The organism is Gordonia hongkongensis (assembly GCF_023078355.1).
GTDB lineage: Bacteria > Actinomycetota > Actinomycetes > Mycobacteriales > Mycobacteriaceae > Gordonia > Gordonia hongkongensis.
In genome coordinates this window covers 2,915,740-2,929,404 of sequence record NZ_CP095552.1, presented here as the reverse complement: position 1 = coordinate 2,929,404, position 13,665 = coordinate 2,915,740, and the positions used below count along the sequence as shown (strand labels likewise).

Here is a 13,665-nt window from a genome sequence, read left to right as displayed (position 1 = left end):
CAGGAAGGACAACGTGAATCGGTCAGGATTCATGGCGGATCTCCCACCACGTGCGCGGGGTGAGCCCATATAGGTCGCGAAATGATGCTTCGAAGGTGGCGAGGTCGGCGAAACCGTGAGCGCGGGCAAAAGCGGCGTCGGGTTCGGTTCGGCGTCGGCGGAGATCCGCGTGAGCTCGATGGAGACGCTTCGCGGTGATCCATCGCGGCACGTCCACCCCCGCGACGGCCGCGAGGCGGGTGACCTCGCTCACCGGCGTGTCGAGGTGGCCGGCGACAGCGCCGATCGACAGATCGGGATCGGTCAGGTGGTCGGTGAGGAAGGTGTCGACACGTCGTACCCAGCGATCGATGTCGGCGTCGTCAGGAGCTGGATCGTGTGGCGCCAGCAGGCAGCGGATGAGGGCATTCGACGATGCGGCGAGTGATTCCGTCGCGAGACCGGGGACCTCGTCGTCCCGGTCGATGCACAAGTCGTCGATGTGGCGGCGGACGATTGCGTACAGCGGACTCGTGGTCAGGCGTCGCGCGGCCTCGCGGATCTGTGTGCCGGTGAGCCCGACGTCGGATGTCGGGATGTGCAGACATCGAGAGCAACCCCAGCCAGCCCAACCGAATTCGTAGGGAGCATCGAGCTCGACGACCATCATGTCGCCGGGACGAACGATCCGCTGATCACCGTCCTGCTCGAATCTCGCCACGCCGAACGTCTGCACCGCGATGCCGATGGTGCCCGTCGGACCGCGACGCACATCGCGCGCAGTCCGACTCAAGTGGTTGCTTGTCATCGATGCACAGAACAGATGGTTGTCACCCAGCCGCCACGTTTCCATGACTGCAGCCATGGGGGAGTCGACGAACGCCACCGTCGACGGCGCCGACTGCTCCCGGAACACCGTCCGTGCCATATCGACTCGATCGCGTGGCGCGTGGTCAAGGCTGTCGAAGACGACCGCCACCGTCAGCCCCGGTCGACGGTGCAGGCGTGCAGAACTGACCCGTCGTCTGATGCATCGTGTGACGAGAGTGCTTGTGCAGGAGAGTCTGTCGCTGTACGCACAGAGGGGGGACGTGAACATGAGACCGCCTTTCTGGGTGTCGAAGCGGACACTGTAAGCGATTTGGCCGCGGCCGGTCTGGTTGTGGCCGCACCGATGTGTGCTGTCCGCGCACGAGGCGGAACCCCGGAGTTGGCTGTCTGTGCACGAAAATTGTCTCTCCGTGCCAGTCCACAGAACGCTCGCTCAGCCTGCTGTTCACTCGGCAACCATGGCCGTAGTATTCGACACCGCGTTGTTACCGTACGCCGATCGCATCGAGGCGACCGTGTCGGCGATGCAGGACCAGTCGGTTCCGTCCACCGTGATCCTCAACGAGACAGGCGCCGTCCGATGCCGAATGGATGTGTGGAGCTACGGAAGAGCGACGATCTTCCAGGCCGAGATGACCGGCTTCCGGCTGCGGCGCACCGAACGTCAGATCCGGAGCAGTCCGGGCGAACAACTCAGTATTGCGTTGCAACGCAACTGTATCGGCCGACAGGAGCAGCACGGTGTGCAGCGGGAGGTTCGGCCCGGTGCGTTGATGATCACCGACCACAACGCGCCCTACGACTACGAGCTGGCCGGCTCGGGCGTGCCGTTCTGTTTGTACGTGCCGGTGGAGGAACTCGGCCTACCGCGCGAGGTGGTCTGGACAGCGTCGGAACGGTTGGCGAAGTCCGTTGCACGACATGGTGGTCGACCACATCACCGAGCTGACCTGCAAGGCCGACGAGTTGGCGGCGTCGGAGGTCGCCGCACAGCTTGGTGAGACCAGCATCGATCTGGTCCGGTCCCTCATCGCATCCGCCTACGACGCCGAGTATGCGCGGGGGACGATGCTCGGAATGTTGCTTCCCAGGATCCGCGGATACATCCGCCTGCACCTCAGCGATCCGGACCTGTCGCCGACATCGATCGCGCGAGCGCACGGCATCACCGTGCGAAAACTGTTCAAGCTCTTCGCCGATGCCGGCATGAGTCTCGAGCAGTGGATCATCACGAGTCGACTCGAGGGCGCGCATGACGACCTCGCTCGGGCCGAGACCGCTCATCAACCGGTCGCGGCCATCGCCCGGCGCTGGGGCATCACGAACCCGTCGTACTTCAGTAGACGATTCCGCGAGATGTATCAAATCAGTCCGCGGGCGTGGCGGGTACTCGCGGCGTCGCGCACGGGGGAGCGGGCAGGAAACGGCTTACTGTGACCGAATGCGAAAGCCGGACGAAGAATGGTGTTGCCATTCGGACAGTGCGGCCTCGGCGAGCAGCACCACTACAAACCACTCGTCCGCAACTCCGGTCAGCCGACACTGCGGGTCCGTGTCGGTGCAACGCTCAGACGTGCAGTGATTCGACAGATCAGGTCTGGGCCCCGACGGGTCGGCCATTGTTTTGCGACGATGATTCGATGGTGCAGATCACGTTGGACTACGACAACCAGGTATCACCGGGGTGGCGACGGTTTTCGCGAGGCCACGAGCGGGCGCGGGAACTATCCAGTCAGGCCGAATCGTGAGACGCCCCGCGACGTCCTCATCGTTGTGGTCGACGCTGCGCGTTCGCACCACGGTCCGAAACGGCATGCCGACGACCGAATTGCGCACCGACCTGCCACCCGAAGCGGTGTGGGCAACCCTCACCGATGTGAACGCCTGGCCGGAATGGGGGCCAACAGTTTTCGGGGCAAGGGTGGACGGCGACGTCGAGCTGACGTTAGGGACACGCGGAACGATCACGACTGTCGCGGGCGTTTCCGTGCCGTTCGAGATCTGCGAGTTCGTCGATGGACGGTTGTGGGCCTGGAGGGTGGCAGGGGTGAACGCGACGCGACACGAGGTGATCCCGGTGGCGGGTGGCTGCATTCTCAGTTTTGGTGCGCCGGTCTGGGCGGTGGCGTATCTGCCGATACTCGCCATCGCGTTGCCGCGGATCGAACAGATCGCCGCTGGTCTTTGAAACTGACCTCGGAAGACGGCGTGGGCGTGGCGTCGGTGCTGTGATGTCGGCGGCCTGAGGAGCAGTCCGTCGCACGTGCCGTGCCACTCCACGTTCGAGTCGTCGAGTAAACGGGCTCCCGCGACTGTGGACACCCCGGCCGGAGCTAGCGCGAGCGGGATCGCCAGTGGGGGGTCACTGTCATCATGGCGAGCAGGCCGCGGGTCCGGGTGTACGCCCGGACCCGCGACCGTGCTGCCGACGAGCTGGCCGGCCCGTAACTGAATGAGGCCGATGGTGGTTCGAGGGATCGCCCGTTGCCGGTGGCTTTGAACCGAGCGCCACCGATCTCGCCGAGTTCGATGAGCTGCTGGGGGTTGGGCAGCCGCGAGCCGTCGCGCTCCTGGGTGGTGATGGTGGCGTGCATGCACGACGGAGCGGACAGAATGCCGGGAGGAAGGACGGAGAGAATGTGTCAGGGTCACGTTCCCCGCTGCCCGTTCGTCCTAGTTTCGGGGTGAACCAAGGAGGTCCCATGCACGATGACCGATACCCTCTGTACAGTTCACCCCGCAGTGGTCAACGGCGGTATTGGGATGGTCAATACTGTTGAGGGTGAACCGTTTTCGGTCATCGGGTTCACAATCGCCGACGACCGCATCACCGCGATCGACATCCTCTCGGACCAAGCTCGTCTGGCCCGCCTCGATCTGACGGCAGTCCTGGGGTGATCTGACTGAGAACTGAGCTGCGATGTCCTGCCTGTCCTCCGACAGTTCGGAGGAGTGGCCACGGGCGTGGATGCGACTCGGTTGCAACGCTACTGGTTACCCTGCATATTCGACTGCTGTATCGTCTTCGACGACGTGTGTATCACCGGTGATACGCTGTTGGCATGACCGACCTGGTGAGTGTCAGAGACCTTCGTAACAACGGTGGCGAGGTGCTGCGCAGGGTCGCGCGTGGCGAGCGTGTCGTCGTCACGCGCGACGGCGAGCCAGTGGCCGAACTCAGGTCTCTGCCCAGAAAGAGTGTGAGCGCGGCCGAGCTGATTCGGCGACGCGCCCATCTTCCGCAGATCGACCCGGACGCCCTGCGGTCTGACATCGATAGCGTGTTGGATTCGTCCCTATGACGGGGCCGGTCGATACAACGCGGGGGATGCTTGACACCTCAACGGTGATTTTGCTAGGCAGACTGGCGGATTCCGACGAGCTGCCCCAGGAGTCGGTGATAAGTGCGATTACCCTTGCGGAGCTTTCGGTTGGCCCGCACGTCGCGCGAACCCACCGCGAGCGAAGTGCTCGGCAACAGCACGTACAGCAGGCGGAAGCGGATTTCGAGGTGCTGGCATTCACTGCCGAGAGCGCGCGAGCTTTCGGCGGCGTCGCGGCGGCACTACGCTCATCGGAGCGAAAGCCCAGTGCGCGGGCATATGACGCATTAATCGCGGCCTGCGCCATCGCGAACGGCATTCCGCTGTACACCTGCAACCCAGGTGATTTTCTTGGCATACCCCAACTAGAGCTACGTTCGGTGACGCATCCAGATGCTGGAGCCTGAGGGCCGCGTTTCCTTCATTTCTGATGCGCGAGGTCATTGGCGCCCGTGACGTAGGTTGACCATCCTCCCGAGTACGTTGTCATCGAACAGACACTCCGGCACCTGAATACCGTTGTACTGCAAGCAATACGCAGTGGGTTACTGGTAACCCTGCATATTCGATCCCTGCATATTCCGGTACGGACGCGACAACGTTGTAAATTCTTGCGACGCAACTCGTTCGATGTTCAGTGACGCTCCGAGTTTCAGGACTGAGCTCGGGCCACCGACGTGGACGTCGAACTCTTCGCCTCGATGGCCGTTCCAACCCACCGATGCAGGAATGCGCGTAGCTCGTTTGGAGGACGAGGAGGGGCGCCCGGGTCGACGAGGAGTGATTGGACGAACCGGAGCATGACTTCGACGAGCTCATTCATGTCGGCGTCCGTCCATCCATGTTCGGCCCAGTCGATCGGAAGGTGGTCGACGATCACGCGTCCTATGGCGATGGACCGCGTAGCGGTGACCTCGGCGGTGAGTTCTGTGTTGTCCGGTTGAACGAACAGCAGGGCGAATCGGCGATTATCTTGGAGGCGCTCGAAGGTTAGGGCGACTGCCTCCACAATCGCGTGGGAAGGTTCGGTGAGACCTTCAAGTGACCGCGCCAAGTCGTCGAGAAACTCGTTGGTGGCGTGTTGAGCCGTCGCGACGAGCAGCGCTTGACTGTTGGGAAAGTACCGGTAGACGGTCTGGCGAGCGATACCCAGCTTCTGTGCGACCTGACGGATGTTCACATCGGTTGCACCCGACTCCATCAGCTCTCCGGCGGCGGCGATGATGCGTTCTGCAGCCTCGTCGTCGTCGGCCGGGGGAATCAGGCCGGCCCATCCATGTGTACGCACCTGCCCATTGTGTCGTGCTCGTCGATCCTGGTGGCGTATTGGATCGGAGATCGACGCGGACGACTAGACATAGAACGTGTTTCATGTATGGTCATCGGCAAGAGCACTGGTGACGAGAGGACCTGGCATGACGACGTTCGAGAACCCCACACCGAGCACGGGACCGACCGCCAGTCCGTTCGGAGCTGAGCTCACTCGACGAGCATTGGACCTGGCAGTCGCCAACACCACGGACATGGCCGAGTCGACACTGCGGGTGCCCCTGTCGTACTACCGCGATGACAAGATCGCCGAGTACGAACGGAATCAACTGTTGAGGGAGACGCCGCTTCCTCTGCTGGCATCGGCTCAGATCCCGAATAATCATGACTATGTCGTGCGCACGGTGCTCGACGATTCGTTGCTGATCACCCGTGACCGTGACGGGCAGGCTCACGTCTTCTTGAACTACTGCCGCCACCGAGGCGCGATGCCGGCTTGCGGGGCAGGGAACAGCCGACGATTCACATGCCCGTACCACGCATGGGTTTACGACAACAGGGGACAGCTGCGCGGGATTCCGGGCAAGGCAGGGTTCGACGACGTCAATCGTGACGAATACGGTCTGGTCGAGCTACCCAGCGAGGAGCGTCACGGATTCATCTGGGGTGTCCTCAACGCCGATGCGCCGATGGATCTGGACACGCACCTGGGTGAGTGCGGTGCCGAACTCGCACGGTGGAACTACCAGGACTACCAGTACCATGACGAGCGATCCCTGAACTCCGCCGTCAGCTGGAAGGGTGCGCTCGAAGCCTTCGCCGAGGGTTACCACTTTCCATTCGTCCACGGCAACAGCGTCATCGGACAGAACACCATCGCGAACACCCACGTCTACGACGAGTTCGGCCCGCACCACCGTATCGGCTTCCCGTTCAACTGGGTTCGGGACCTCGAGGGTATGCAACAAGACGAGTCGTGGAATGACCCGACTGCGCAGATGGGCATCATCTATTGGGTTTATCCCAACCTCATCCTGGCCAACAGTCCTGTAGGAGTCGAGGTCATCGACATTCTGCCGGGTGATTCGGCCACGAGTTGCGTTGTGCGGCACAGTTGGATGGCGAAGTACCCTGCGGAGAGTCCTGAGCAGGTGGACATGTATGCCGGCATATTCGCACAGGTTCATGCCGCTGTTCGGGACGAAGACTTCGCGATGCTCCCTCAGTGCGGTGAAGGAGTGCGCCGCGGGCAGCATGACCACATGGCCATCGGGCGCAACGAAATCGGCGTGCAGCACATGATCCGGGTGATGGCGGAGAAGATCGGGATCTCTCTCACATGACCGCTGATGTCGCGTCGGCATCGGGGGAGGGATGAGCGCAGTCGACTGGGGTCGCCTGGAAGGTGATCTCACCGAGGAGATCGTCTCTGCGGTTCGGGAAGTCACGACGCGGTCTGCGGGGTCAGCGGTGTACGGCGCTGCGCTGACCGATGTTCATGCGCGGGACATGCTGTTCCTGTGGCCAGCCATCCGGGTGGCCACAGGCGTACCGGATTATGCTGTGGCTGATCGGGGATGGGACGTCGATAGTTGGCCGGTGCAGGTCGACTGGTCAGGCAGGGGTGACAAGTGGGCTGAGACGCTGACCGCTTCCGTTGGTCTTGGTGACTACCTCTGGGATTCGGTCACCGCCCGGTTCCGCGAGAGTCTGGTGAGCGCATCCCGCCGCGCGACTCGAGCGTTGATCAGATCTGGTGCCGTCAACGAAGCGTTCGCGGTCGTAGTCCACGATCCGGATGATCCCGTTGCCGCGATGAAGAATTCACTCACCGTCGAGCAACTTGCAACGCTGTTCCCGGAGCTGTACCGGCTCGCGGAGATCGAGGACCAACTCTCTCGACTCTCGGAGCCTGAACAAGTCGAGCAACTGGTGGAGATGCTCGTACATGCCGATTCCCGCGAACAACATCACCTGGCGCACCGTCTGTTGGTTGCCGCCGGACCGACGGCTGTTTCACGCGTTGTCGCCGCGCTGGGCCTGCTTCCTTCGGGGGCGGCCGCGTCGGGTGGCATCGATCGCGTTCTTGACGTCCTGTTCGCGATCGGCGAGGTTGACGATCAGGCCGCCGAGCGAATCCTTGCGTTTGCAAAGGTTCCGACGACAACGGCAGAGGTTCGAGCGCATGCCGTGTCCGTGCTGAGTGCCGGCGGCCAGACCTGTAGAGCAATGAACCTCCTCGCGGATCTGCCGGACAATCTGGCCGGCAGGGCGGTGAGTGCTCCGTACGTCGATGGCGAGCGAAGGTGTCAGCTCGACTACGCACCGATTCGTGAAGTTCTCGCTATGCGCCCGGAGCTGGACGAAGTGATGGCTGCAGAACTCACGTCCGATCGGATCCAGGACATAGGGCACGAAGACCTACGAACAGCTGCAGACGCGCTGGACTCACCGTCGCGCTTCATCAGGCGGCACGCGTCGATCGTGCTGCTGTCGTCTCACCTGTAGGACTATCGGCCACTCAGTCGGCGGAGTGGACGCGATGGTGCATCTGATGCAAGATGCAGTTGTTCACTGGATAAGACCCGATACCAAGATCTGAGTTACTCCTAGTATCAGCGGATCTTGGGTCAGTCAGGCTTGAGTGCGCCCAGATCTACTTGCCGGCGCGCGTTCGAGATTGCGGTGACGGTGCAGCTGCTGACGTATCCGTCTCGATCGAACATGGTTGCGCCATCCCTGCAGCATCTCTGCGATGGTCTGTTCCTCGGGATGCAGCGGCCGGACAGCACTGACGAGATAGGCGCGTCAAACTCGTCAACCGCCATCGGTACCCCGCTCATCGCGAGACCGACACCGCCGCGTCCTCGGAGACCGTCCGACCCTTCGATCGAGACGTTCACGGAGGACACCTACCAGGTTGTGGTCATCGCCTTGAGCAGGCCGTCGGAGACAGGTCGAACTGGCCTCGGCCTCCCCGGGTCTGGCGCACCAACTCGCGCGCTACCTCGAGCTCGTCGACGTTGCGGTCCGCAGGCACCTCGACGATCCCGTCATCGTGTTCATCAGATGGCTCCACAGCCATCAGAGCGGCGGGCCGTGACGTGACCTTCCTGACCCCGACACACCGAGGGCGGCGGTAAGGCCACTTACACCGTTCTCACGACAGTCCACCCGATGAGGGTTGTCACCAAAATGGGACGGGTGCGGTGCCGAGTTTGTACCAGCCGGGTAGTGGCTTTCGGTCTTTGGCGGCGTTGAGGACTCGGTCAATACGCATTTTCATGCCATTGGTGGCATCACCGGCACCGAGCATCTCGGTGTAGAGGGCGGTCACGTTGCCATAGTCGAAGAAATCGCGTTGCCATCCGAACTTGAAATCGCCAGCGTATTTGAACCAGCTACCTTGTATGCCTTCCAGGGCATAGCGGGTGCCGTCTGGGCGGTGGCCGGCGAAGACTTGTTTCCATAGTCCGATCATGTCTCCGGTGTGCTCGTCGATGACCCAGGACTGGTACGGGTAGGTCCAGCCGTCCAGTCCGTCCATCTCAAATCCGATGGCGAAGTCGCGGATCTCGTCGCGGCCTATAGCCATGAAATCCCACTGGGGGCCGTAGTTCCAGCCGTAGGTCGCGTCTTGGGTGTAGAACTCGCTCAGGGGCCGCCAGTCACCTGCCTTCTCCACATCGATGTTTGCTTGTTCCCAGCTGTCTTTCATTTTGTGTAGTTCACTGCGGTCAAAAGCCATGATGGGTGACTCCTCCTCAAGGTTCGGTCGGTCAGGTTTACAGGTGTAAAGTTTACACGTGTATAGCTGGGTGTCTACCGTAATCGGGGTGACGAACGGCGACGAACTCGCAACCTCAACGAACGGCTTTCTGGGCGAGGTCGGTGGTGGAGTGACGTCAGATCGAATTGTCTCCGCCGCCGTCGATGCTCTGCACGAGTCCGGTTATGACCGGTTGTCGATGCGGGAAGTGTCGCGGCGCGCGGGCGTCACCCACGTCACGACGTACGGCTACTTTCGCTCCAAGCATCACGTGATCGCCGAGGCGTTCACCCGCAAGCTTGATCAGTGGGGCGCACAGACCGCCAGTGGATCCACGGTTGGTGAGCGCTTACACAGCCTGTTCACCACGTTCGGAGAGGTTCTGGGCGAGGACCCGGTTCTGAGTCGGGCTTCCACGTCAGCTCTGCTCGGTGAGGACCCGCCAGTAAGAGACATTCGAGAACGGGCCGGCGCGGTCATCCTTCACCGACTCTCGGCTGCCCTCGGCGAGTACGACACTGATGCCCGGCGAGACGCCCTGGTGATCGCGGTCAACGGGGCCACCCTGCAATGCGGCCTGGGGTACTCCCACTACGATGGCATCGCCGATCGGTTGATGAACGCCGCACAGTTCGTCCTAGACGGCATGGAATGAGGAATAAGGCCAGGCACCACGACACCCCACCGACGGTGTCGGCCACGGGACTGCGGCTGAGCAAGCTAGCTGTACAAGTAGGTCGGTGCCGCCTGAGGTCGAGCTGACCGGCAGCCCTGCAGTTTGTGTTGCAGCTCCGTTTGTTCGCGTTGCAGCTTAGTTTGCTCGCCCGCTTGATGCACCTGGCGGGCAGTTAGGCACAGCGCCCCGATGGCGATAGTGGCACTGATAATCGCCACGACAGTCTCAGTCTCCAAGTTCATGTCGACCCCTCCTCGTAGAGGCCCTTCCTCTCATCGCCGGCGTCCGGCGACATTCAACGGAAGTCCGGCGGTCCGGTCAGCGGGGCGTCCCACAATCCATTCCCAGGCAGCGAAGATGTCGTAAATACCCAGCCTCGGAACTCGAAATCGAATGCGTCAGAATTGAATTAGACGATACTCATCCGGCAGCACTCACGTGCGGTCTTTCCAGCGCTCGTTGGCTGATTGTCGGGTCATGCCGGTGGCCGCGCCGATGTCGGCCCACGAGCGACCCAGCCGGCGGGCCTTGGCCACCGCGGCGTCGATTAGTGCGTCGGCGTCCCTGCGGGCATCCACGGCCGCCCGGATCTCTTCGTCGACGTTGATCAGATCGAGATGCTCACGCCGCCACACTGCTTGAGCGGCCGCCGCGACCTCGGGCCGCCGGTTTACCTGACATAATATCTATTACCGGCGCTCGAAACCGATTGCGGTAGAGTGCAAGTCGTCCTTTGGATGACATAACTGCGTCGAAGGCCCGAGTTCAGATTAGGCGGCAAGACGTGTCCGCAGGCGATCGATGTCCTCCTGCGGTAAAGCTGCCCAGGTGAGTCGTATCGCGACCGTCAGAAACCCCTCGACTGCATGGTGGTACTGCGCAACGAGGACCTTCTCGGTGTCGTCGCCAGTGTCGGCGTGCTTGAGCTTCTGAAGTCCGCGGCGGGCTGTGACGATAGCGATAGCGACGGCCTCATGAAGTGCGGTGTGGCCGTCAGGCTTGAGGTCGGCCCCGCCGTGAACGAAACACAGAGCCTGCCCCTTCTTGGTGGGTCTTTGCTTCCCCGACTGAGGATCGGTGTACCACTCGTTCTCGAGGCCGGTCTGATCGAGCCACCGCAGCACCTCGTCGTCCTCGAACGCCGATCGCAGCAGCCAGTCAATCAGCTCGACCAGGGAATTGGCGGCCTGCGACACGCCATCGTCGGACACTTCCAAAGCAGTTCGGGCTCCGCGAAGCTTGCGTACGAGCCGTGTGTTGAGTTCGGCCAGCTGGGCCTGCAAGGTCCCTGATATCAGAGGGCGAACCTGCTCGAGGATCTCGTCGAGATCGGCCGGTTCGTCACCGCCGGCTGATCCGAACGCGCTAAGGAGTGACCAGTCGAAGTCGGATGCAACAAGATCCTCCAAGAAACTGTCCAGTTGCACCACGAAGCGAAGTGCCGAGGCGACTAGGCCGCCGGGAAGATCCCGAAGCGCAGCCATCTGGTCAGGACCGAGAACCTGGACGAGGTCGTCAAAAGCCGCCGCGTACGGGCGGATCATCCTGACGAGGCCGCGTAAACCGTGGGCGACGACAGTGCTGTCCTCCCGGAGCGCCACACCGAGCCGGGCATAGCTCTTCGGTCCAACTAGCCGTTCGGCGAACCGTTTCCAGTGGCCGTCTCGAGTGAGTCTTTTGCCCAGCGCGGTAGACCTTCCGCGGAGAGCTGTTCCAGCTTCGCAGGCATGTCATCAATCTGGTCCGCGAGGACTGACGGCATAGCCCCATCAAGAGGGGCAAAGAACGCGCGCACAGTATCGAGACGTTCGTCCAGAGGCCGCGAGTCCTCGGCAGTAAGTACGAAGGTTGTGCGTACTACTGCATCAACGAGATCAAGCACCCAATTGTCAATGCCAAGCAGGGCGCGTTTGCGCGGCGGAAGTTCCCTTAGCTCCGAGGCGATCCGGGATTGGGGCACGAACTGCGAGGTCTGTTCGCCGACGCCTGCGTCTCCACTCGTCATGCTCACCATGCCTCGTCCTGTTGCCGCCGTGCCTGTGCGTGCGAGCGCTGACTAGCCGCGCGACGACCGAGGATCGTTACCGGGCGCTACGGTGTCCTGCGCCCGGATCTGACCGTTGACGCCTCGCACTTGTAGCTCACCTCCACCGTCGTTCTTCAGGATCTGTCGAGCCCTATCGATGCCAGCATCCTGCGTCGGTGTCACCGCACTGGCGCGGTCAGAACCCGGTCGTTTGACTTCCCAGTTGCCGTCATCACGCTGGGGAGTATCAGATTAACGGTGTAAGTGGCGTTTTCGGTTAGTTGTCTTCGCTGGCCGGCATGCGGTCGGCGAAGGTGATGGCGAATGCGTTGAGTGCTGGTTTCCACCGCATTGTCCATCGTTTCTGTCCGGTGCCGGTCGGATCGAGCGACCGGGTCACCAGGTACAGGCACTTTAGCGCCGACTGCTCGTTCGGGAAATGCCCACGAGCCCGCACTGCGCGCCGGTAGCGGGCGTTGAGTGACTCGATCGCATTCGTCGAGCAGATCACCTTACGGACCTCGATGTCGTAGTCGAGGAACGGTATGAATTCTTGCCATGCGTTGCGCCACAACCGGATAGCTGCCGGGTACCGGTGCCCCCACTCGGCGTCGAACGCATCCAACGCCTCGGCCGCGGCTGCAGCGGTGGGGGCGGTGTAGATCGGTTTGATCGCCTTGGCGATAGCATCGCGGTGCTGGCGGCCGGCATAGCGGAATGTGCCCCGGATCAGATGGATGACACACGTCTGCACCACCGTGTCGGGAAAGACCGCCCCGACCGATTGCGGCAGGCCTTTTAGCCCGTCGCAGACGAGGAAGAAGATGTCGGCTACACCCCGGTTCTTCAGCTCGGTAAGCACCGCCAGCCAGTACTTTGCCGACTCACCATCGCCTTCACCTGCCCACATCCCGAGCACGTCACGATGCCCGGCCAGATCCACCCCGATCGCGGCGTAGATCGGCCGGGGCCCTACCTGCCCATCGCGGATTTTGACATGGATGGCGTCGATGAACACCGCGGCGTAGACGCGTTCGAGCGGACGGGCATGCCAGGTGGCCATCTCTTCGAGCACCCGGTCGGTGATCCGGCTGATCGTGTCTTTGGAGACCGCAGCACCGTAGATGTCGGCGAAATGGGCGCTGATTTCACCGGTGGTGAGCCCACGGGCATACAGCGACAACACCACCTCATCCACATCAGTCAAGCGTCGTTGGCGCTTCTTCACGATCTGCGGCTCGAAGGTGCCCGCCCGATCCCGCGGGACATCGATCTCGACCTGCCCACACGCATCAGTCAGCACGGTCTTCGACCGAGACCCGTTGCGCGAGTTGCCACTCCCGCGACCACGCTGGTCGTGCTTGTCGTAACCGAGATGCTCAGACATCTCTTCATCGAGCGCCGTCTCGAGCACCGTTTTGGTCATCGCTTTGAGCAACCCATCCGGACCGGTCAGGCGGACCCCGGCCTCCCGGGCCTGGCGGACCAGCTCGCGGGCTACCTCGAGTTCATCGACGCTGCGGTCCGCAGGCACCTCGACGATCCCGTCATCGTGTTCATCAGATGGCTCCACAGCCACCAGAGTGTCGGTCATGATGCGACCTTCCTGCCCCCGACACACCGAGGGCGGTAAGGCCACTTACACCGTTCTCACGACAGTCCCTCACGCTGCTGAACGATCCGCTTGTTGGTCATGGCCATTCCTTCCTGTAAGTACTGCCAGTATCTCGAATCTGCTGTTCATTTCCTTCAAGACACGCTGATCTTGGGGTCACAATCGGTGTCAGCTACT

The 13,665-nt window shown here is 62.1% G+C and carries 17 protein-coding genes and 2 pseudogenes; 9 read left to right on the top strand and 10 right to left on the bottom strand.

The genetic code is table 11. From position 1 onward, the window contains the following. Positions 1 to 22: 22 nt before the first annotated feature. A complete protein-coding gene (locus tag MVF96_RS13380; protein WP_247449319.1) occupies positions 23 to 907 on the bottom strand; it encodes an AraC-like ligand-binding domain-containing protein in 885 nt (294 codons plus the stop codon). Positions 908 to 1,334: 427 nt separating this feature from the next. On the opposite strand from MVF96_RS13380, the gene MVF96_RS13375 reads away from it, so the two are divergent. From MVF96_RS13375 to MVF96_RS13365, 3 genes are all read left to right on the top strand, one after another. Further along, positions 1,335 to 1,811, top strand: coding sequence for a hypothetical protein (locus tag MVF96_RS13375; protein WP_247449317.1), 477 nt, complete (start codon positions 1,335 to 1,337; stop codon positions 1,809 to 1,811). Then, complete coding sequence (locus tag MVF96_RS13370; RefSeq protein ID WP_247449316.1) at positions 1,732 to 2,247, top strand: helix-turn-helix domain-containing protein; 516 nt, start codon at positions 1,732 to 1,734, stop codon at positions 2,245 to 2,247. Before MVF96_RS13375 ends, MVF96_RS13370 begins: the two co-directional genes overlap by 80 nt. A gap of 376 nt (positions 2,248 to 2,623) precedes the next feature. After that, positions 2,624 to 2,998 (top strand): SRPBCC family protein, encoded by a 375-nt coding sequence (locus tag MVF96_RS13365; protein ID WP_247449315.1) that lies wholly within the window; start codon positions 2,624 to 2,626, stop codon positions 2,996 to 2,998. 145 nt (positions 2,999 to 3,143) lie between these two features. Here MVF96_RS13365 and MVF96_RS13360 read toward each other — a convergent pair whose 3' ends face one another. Further along, entirely contained in the window at positions 3,144 to 3,404 is a 261-nt protein-coding gene (locus MVF96_RS13360; protein ID WP_247449314.1) for a hypothetical protein, read from the bottom strand. A gap of 115 nt (positions 3,405 to 3,519) precedes the next feature. On the opposite strand from MVF96_RS13360, the gene MVF96_RS13355 reads away from it, so the two are divergent. From MVF96_RS13355 to MVF96_RS13345, 3 genes are all read left to right on the top strand, one after another. Beyond that, a complete protein-coding gene (locus MVF96_RS13355) occupies positions 3,520 to 3,708 on the top strand; it encodes a hypothetical protein (protein WP_175404374.1) in 189 nt (62 codons plus the stop codon). Between the two features lie 164 nt (positions 3,709 to 3,872). Further along, positions 3,873 to 4,112: a type II toxin-antitoxin system Phd/YefM family antitoxin gene (locus MVF96_RS13350; RefSeq protein WP_247449312.1), complete on the top strand. Its 240-nt coding sequence runs from the start codon at positions 3,873 to 3,875 to the stop codon at positions 4,110 to 4,112. Between the two features lie 26 nt (positions 4,113 to 4,138). Continuing rightward, positions 4,139 to 4,540: a type II toxin-antitoxin system VapC family toxin gene (locus MVF96_RS13345; protein WP_231742614.1), complete on the top strand. Its 402-nt coding sequence runs from the start codon at positions 4,139 to 4,141 to the stop codon at positions 4,538 to 4,540. Positions 4,541 to 4,785: 245 nt separating this feature from the next. Here the strand turns inward: MVF96_RS13345 and MVF96_RS13340 are convergent, their stop codons facing one another. Further along, entirely contained in the window at positions 4,786 to 5,421 is a 636-nt protein-coding gene (locus MVF96_RS13340; RefSeq protein WP_247449309.1) for a TetR/AcrR family transcriptional regulator, read from the bottom strand. A gap of 235 nt (positions 5,422 to 5,656) precedes the next feature. On the opposite strand from MVF96_RS13340, the gene MVF96_RS13335 reads away from it, so the two are divergent. Both MVF96_RS13335 and MVF96_RS13330 read left to right on the top strand, forming a co-directional pair. Continuing rightward, positions 5,657 to 6,745: an aromatic ring-hydroxylating oxygenase subunit alpha gene (locus MVF96_RS13335; RefSeq protein ID WP_418930385.1), complete on the top strand. Its 1,089-nt coding sequence runs from the start codon at positions 5,657 to 5,659 to the stop codon at positions 6,743 to 6,745. 31 nt (positions 6,746 to 6,776) lie between these two features. Continuing rightward, positions 6,777 to 7,910: a hypothetical protein gene (locus MVF96_RS13330; protein WP_247449307.1), complete on the top strand. Its 1,134-nt coding sequence runs from the start codon at positions 6,777 to 6,779 to the stop codon at positions 7,908 to 7,910. Between the two features lie 410 nt (positions 7,911 to 8,320). Here MVF96_RS13330 and MVF96_RS24650 read toward each other — a convergent pair. Then, positions 8,321 to 8,487: pseudogene (locus MVF96_RS24650) on the bottom strand (IS256 family transposase); the annotation flags it as partial. A gap of 102 nt (positions 8,488 to 8,589) precedes the next feature. Next, positions 8,590 to 9,150: a hypothetical protein gene (locus MVF96_RS13325; protein ID WP_074848776.1), complete on the bottom strand. Its 561-nt coding sequence runs from the start codon at positions 9,148 to 9,150 to the stop codon at positions 8,590 to 8,592. An 88-nt stretch (positions 9,151 to 9,238) separates the two neighbouring features. Between MVF96_RS13325 and MVF96_RS13320 the strand changes: the two genes are divergently transcribed. Then, positions 9,239 to 9,826, top strand: a complete 588-nt coding sequence (locus MVF96_RS13320) for a TetR/AcrR family transcriptional regulator (RefSeq protein ID WP_247449304.1) — start codon at positions 9,239 to 9,241, stop codon at positions 9,824 to 9,826. A 455-nt stretch (positions 9,827 to 10,281) separates the two neighbouring features. Here the strand turns inward: MVF96_RS13320 and MVF96_RS13315 are convergent, their stop codons facing one another. From MVF96_RS13315 to MVF96_RS13295, 5 genes and pseudogenes are all read right to left on the bottom strand, one after another. Beyond that, positions 10,282 to 10,482: a hypothetical protein gene (locus MVF96_RS13315; RefSeq protein WP_247449303.1), complete on the bottom strand. Its 201-nt coding sequence runs from the start codon at positions 10,480 to 10,482 to the stop codon at positions 10,282 to 10,284. 135 nt (positions 10,483 to 10,617) lie between these two features. After that, positions 10,618 to 11,391 carry a hypothetical protein gene (locus MVF96_RS13310; RefSeq protein WP_247449301.1) on the bottom strand — a complete coding sequence of 258 codons (774 nt, stop codon included), beginning with the start codon at positions 11,389 to 11,391 and terminating at the stop codon, positions 10,618 to 10,620. 86 nt (positions 11,392 to 11,477) lie between these two features. After that, positions 11,478 to 11,861, bottom strand: coding sequence for a hypothetical protein (locus tag MVF96_RS13305; protein ID WP_247449299.1), 384 nt, complete (start codon positions 11,859 to 11,861; stop codon positions 11,478 to 11,480). Positions 11,862 to 11,903: 42 nt separating this feature from the next. Continuing rightward, positions 11,904 to 12,107: pseudogene (locus MVF96_RS24645) on the bottom strand (DUF2188 domain-containing protein); the annotation flags it as partial. Between the two features lie 43 nt (positions 12,108 to 12,150). Next, the gene (locus MVF96_RS13295) at positions 12,151 to 13,467 is read right to left on the bottom strand and encodes an IS256 family transposase (RefSeq protein ID WP_014928678.1); all 1,317 of its coding nucleotides are present in this window, start codon (positions 13,465 to 13,467) and stop codon (positions 12,151 to 12,153) included. Positions 13,468 to 13,665: the final 198 nt, after the last annotated feature.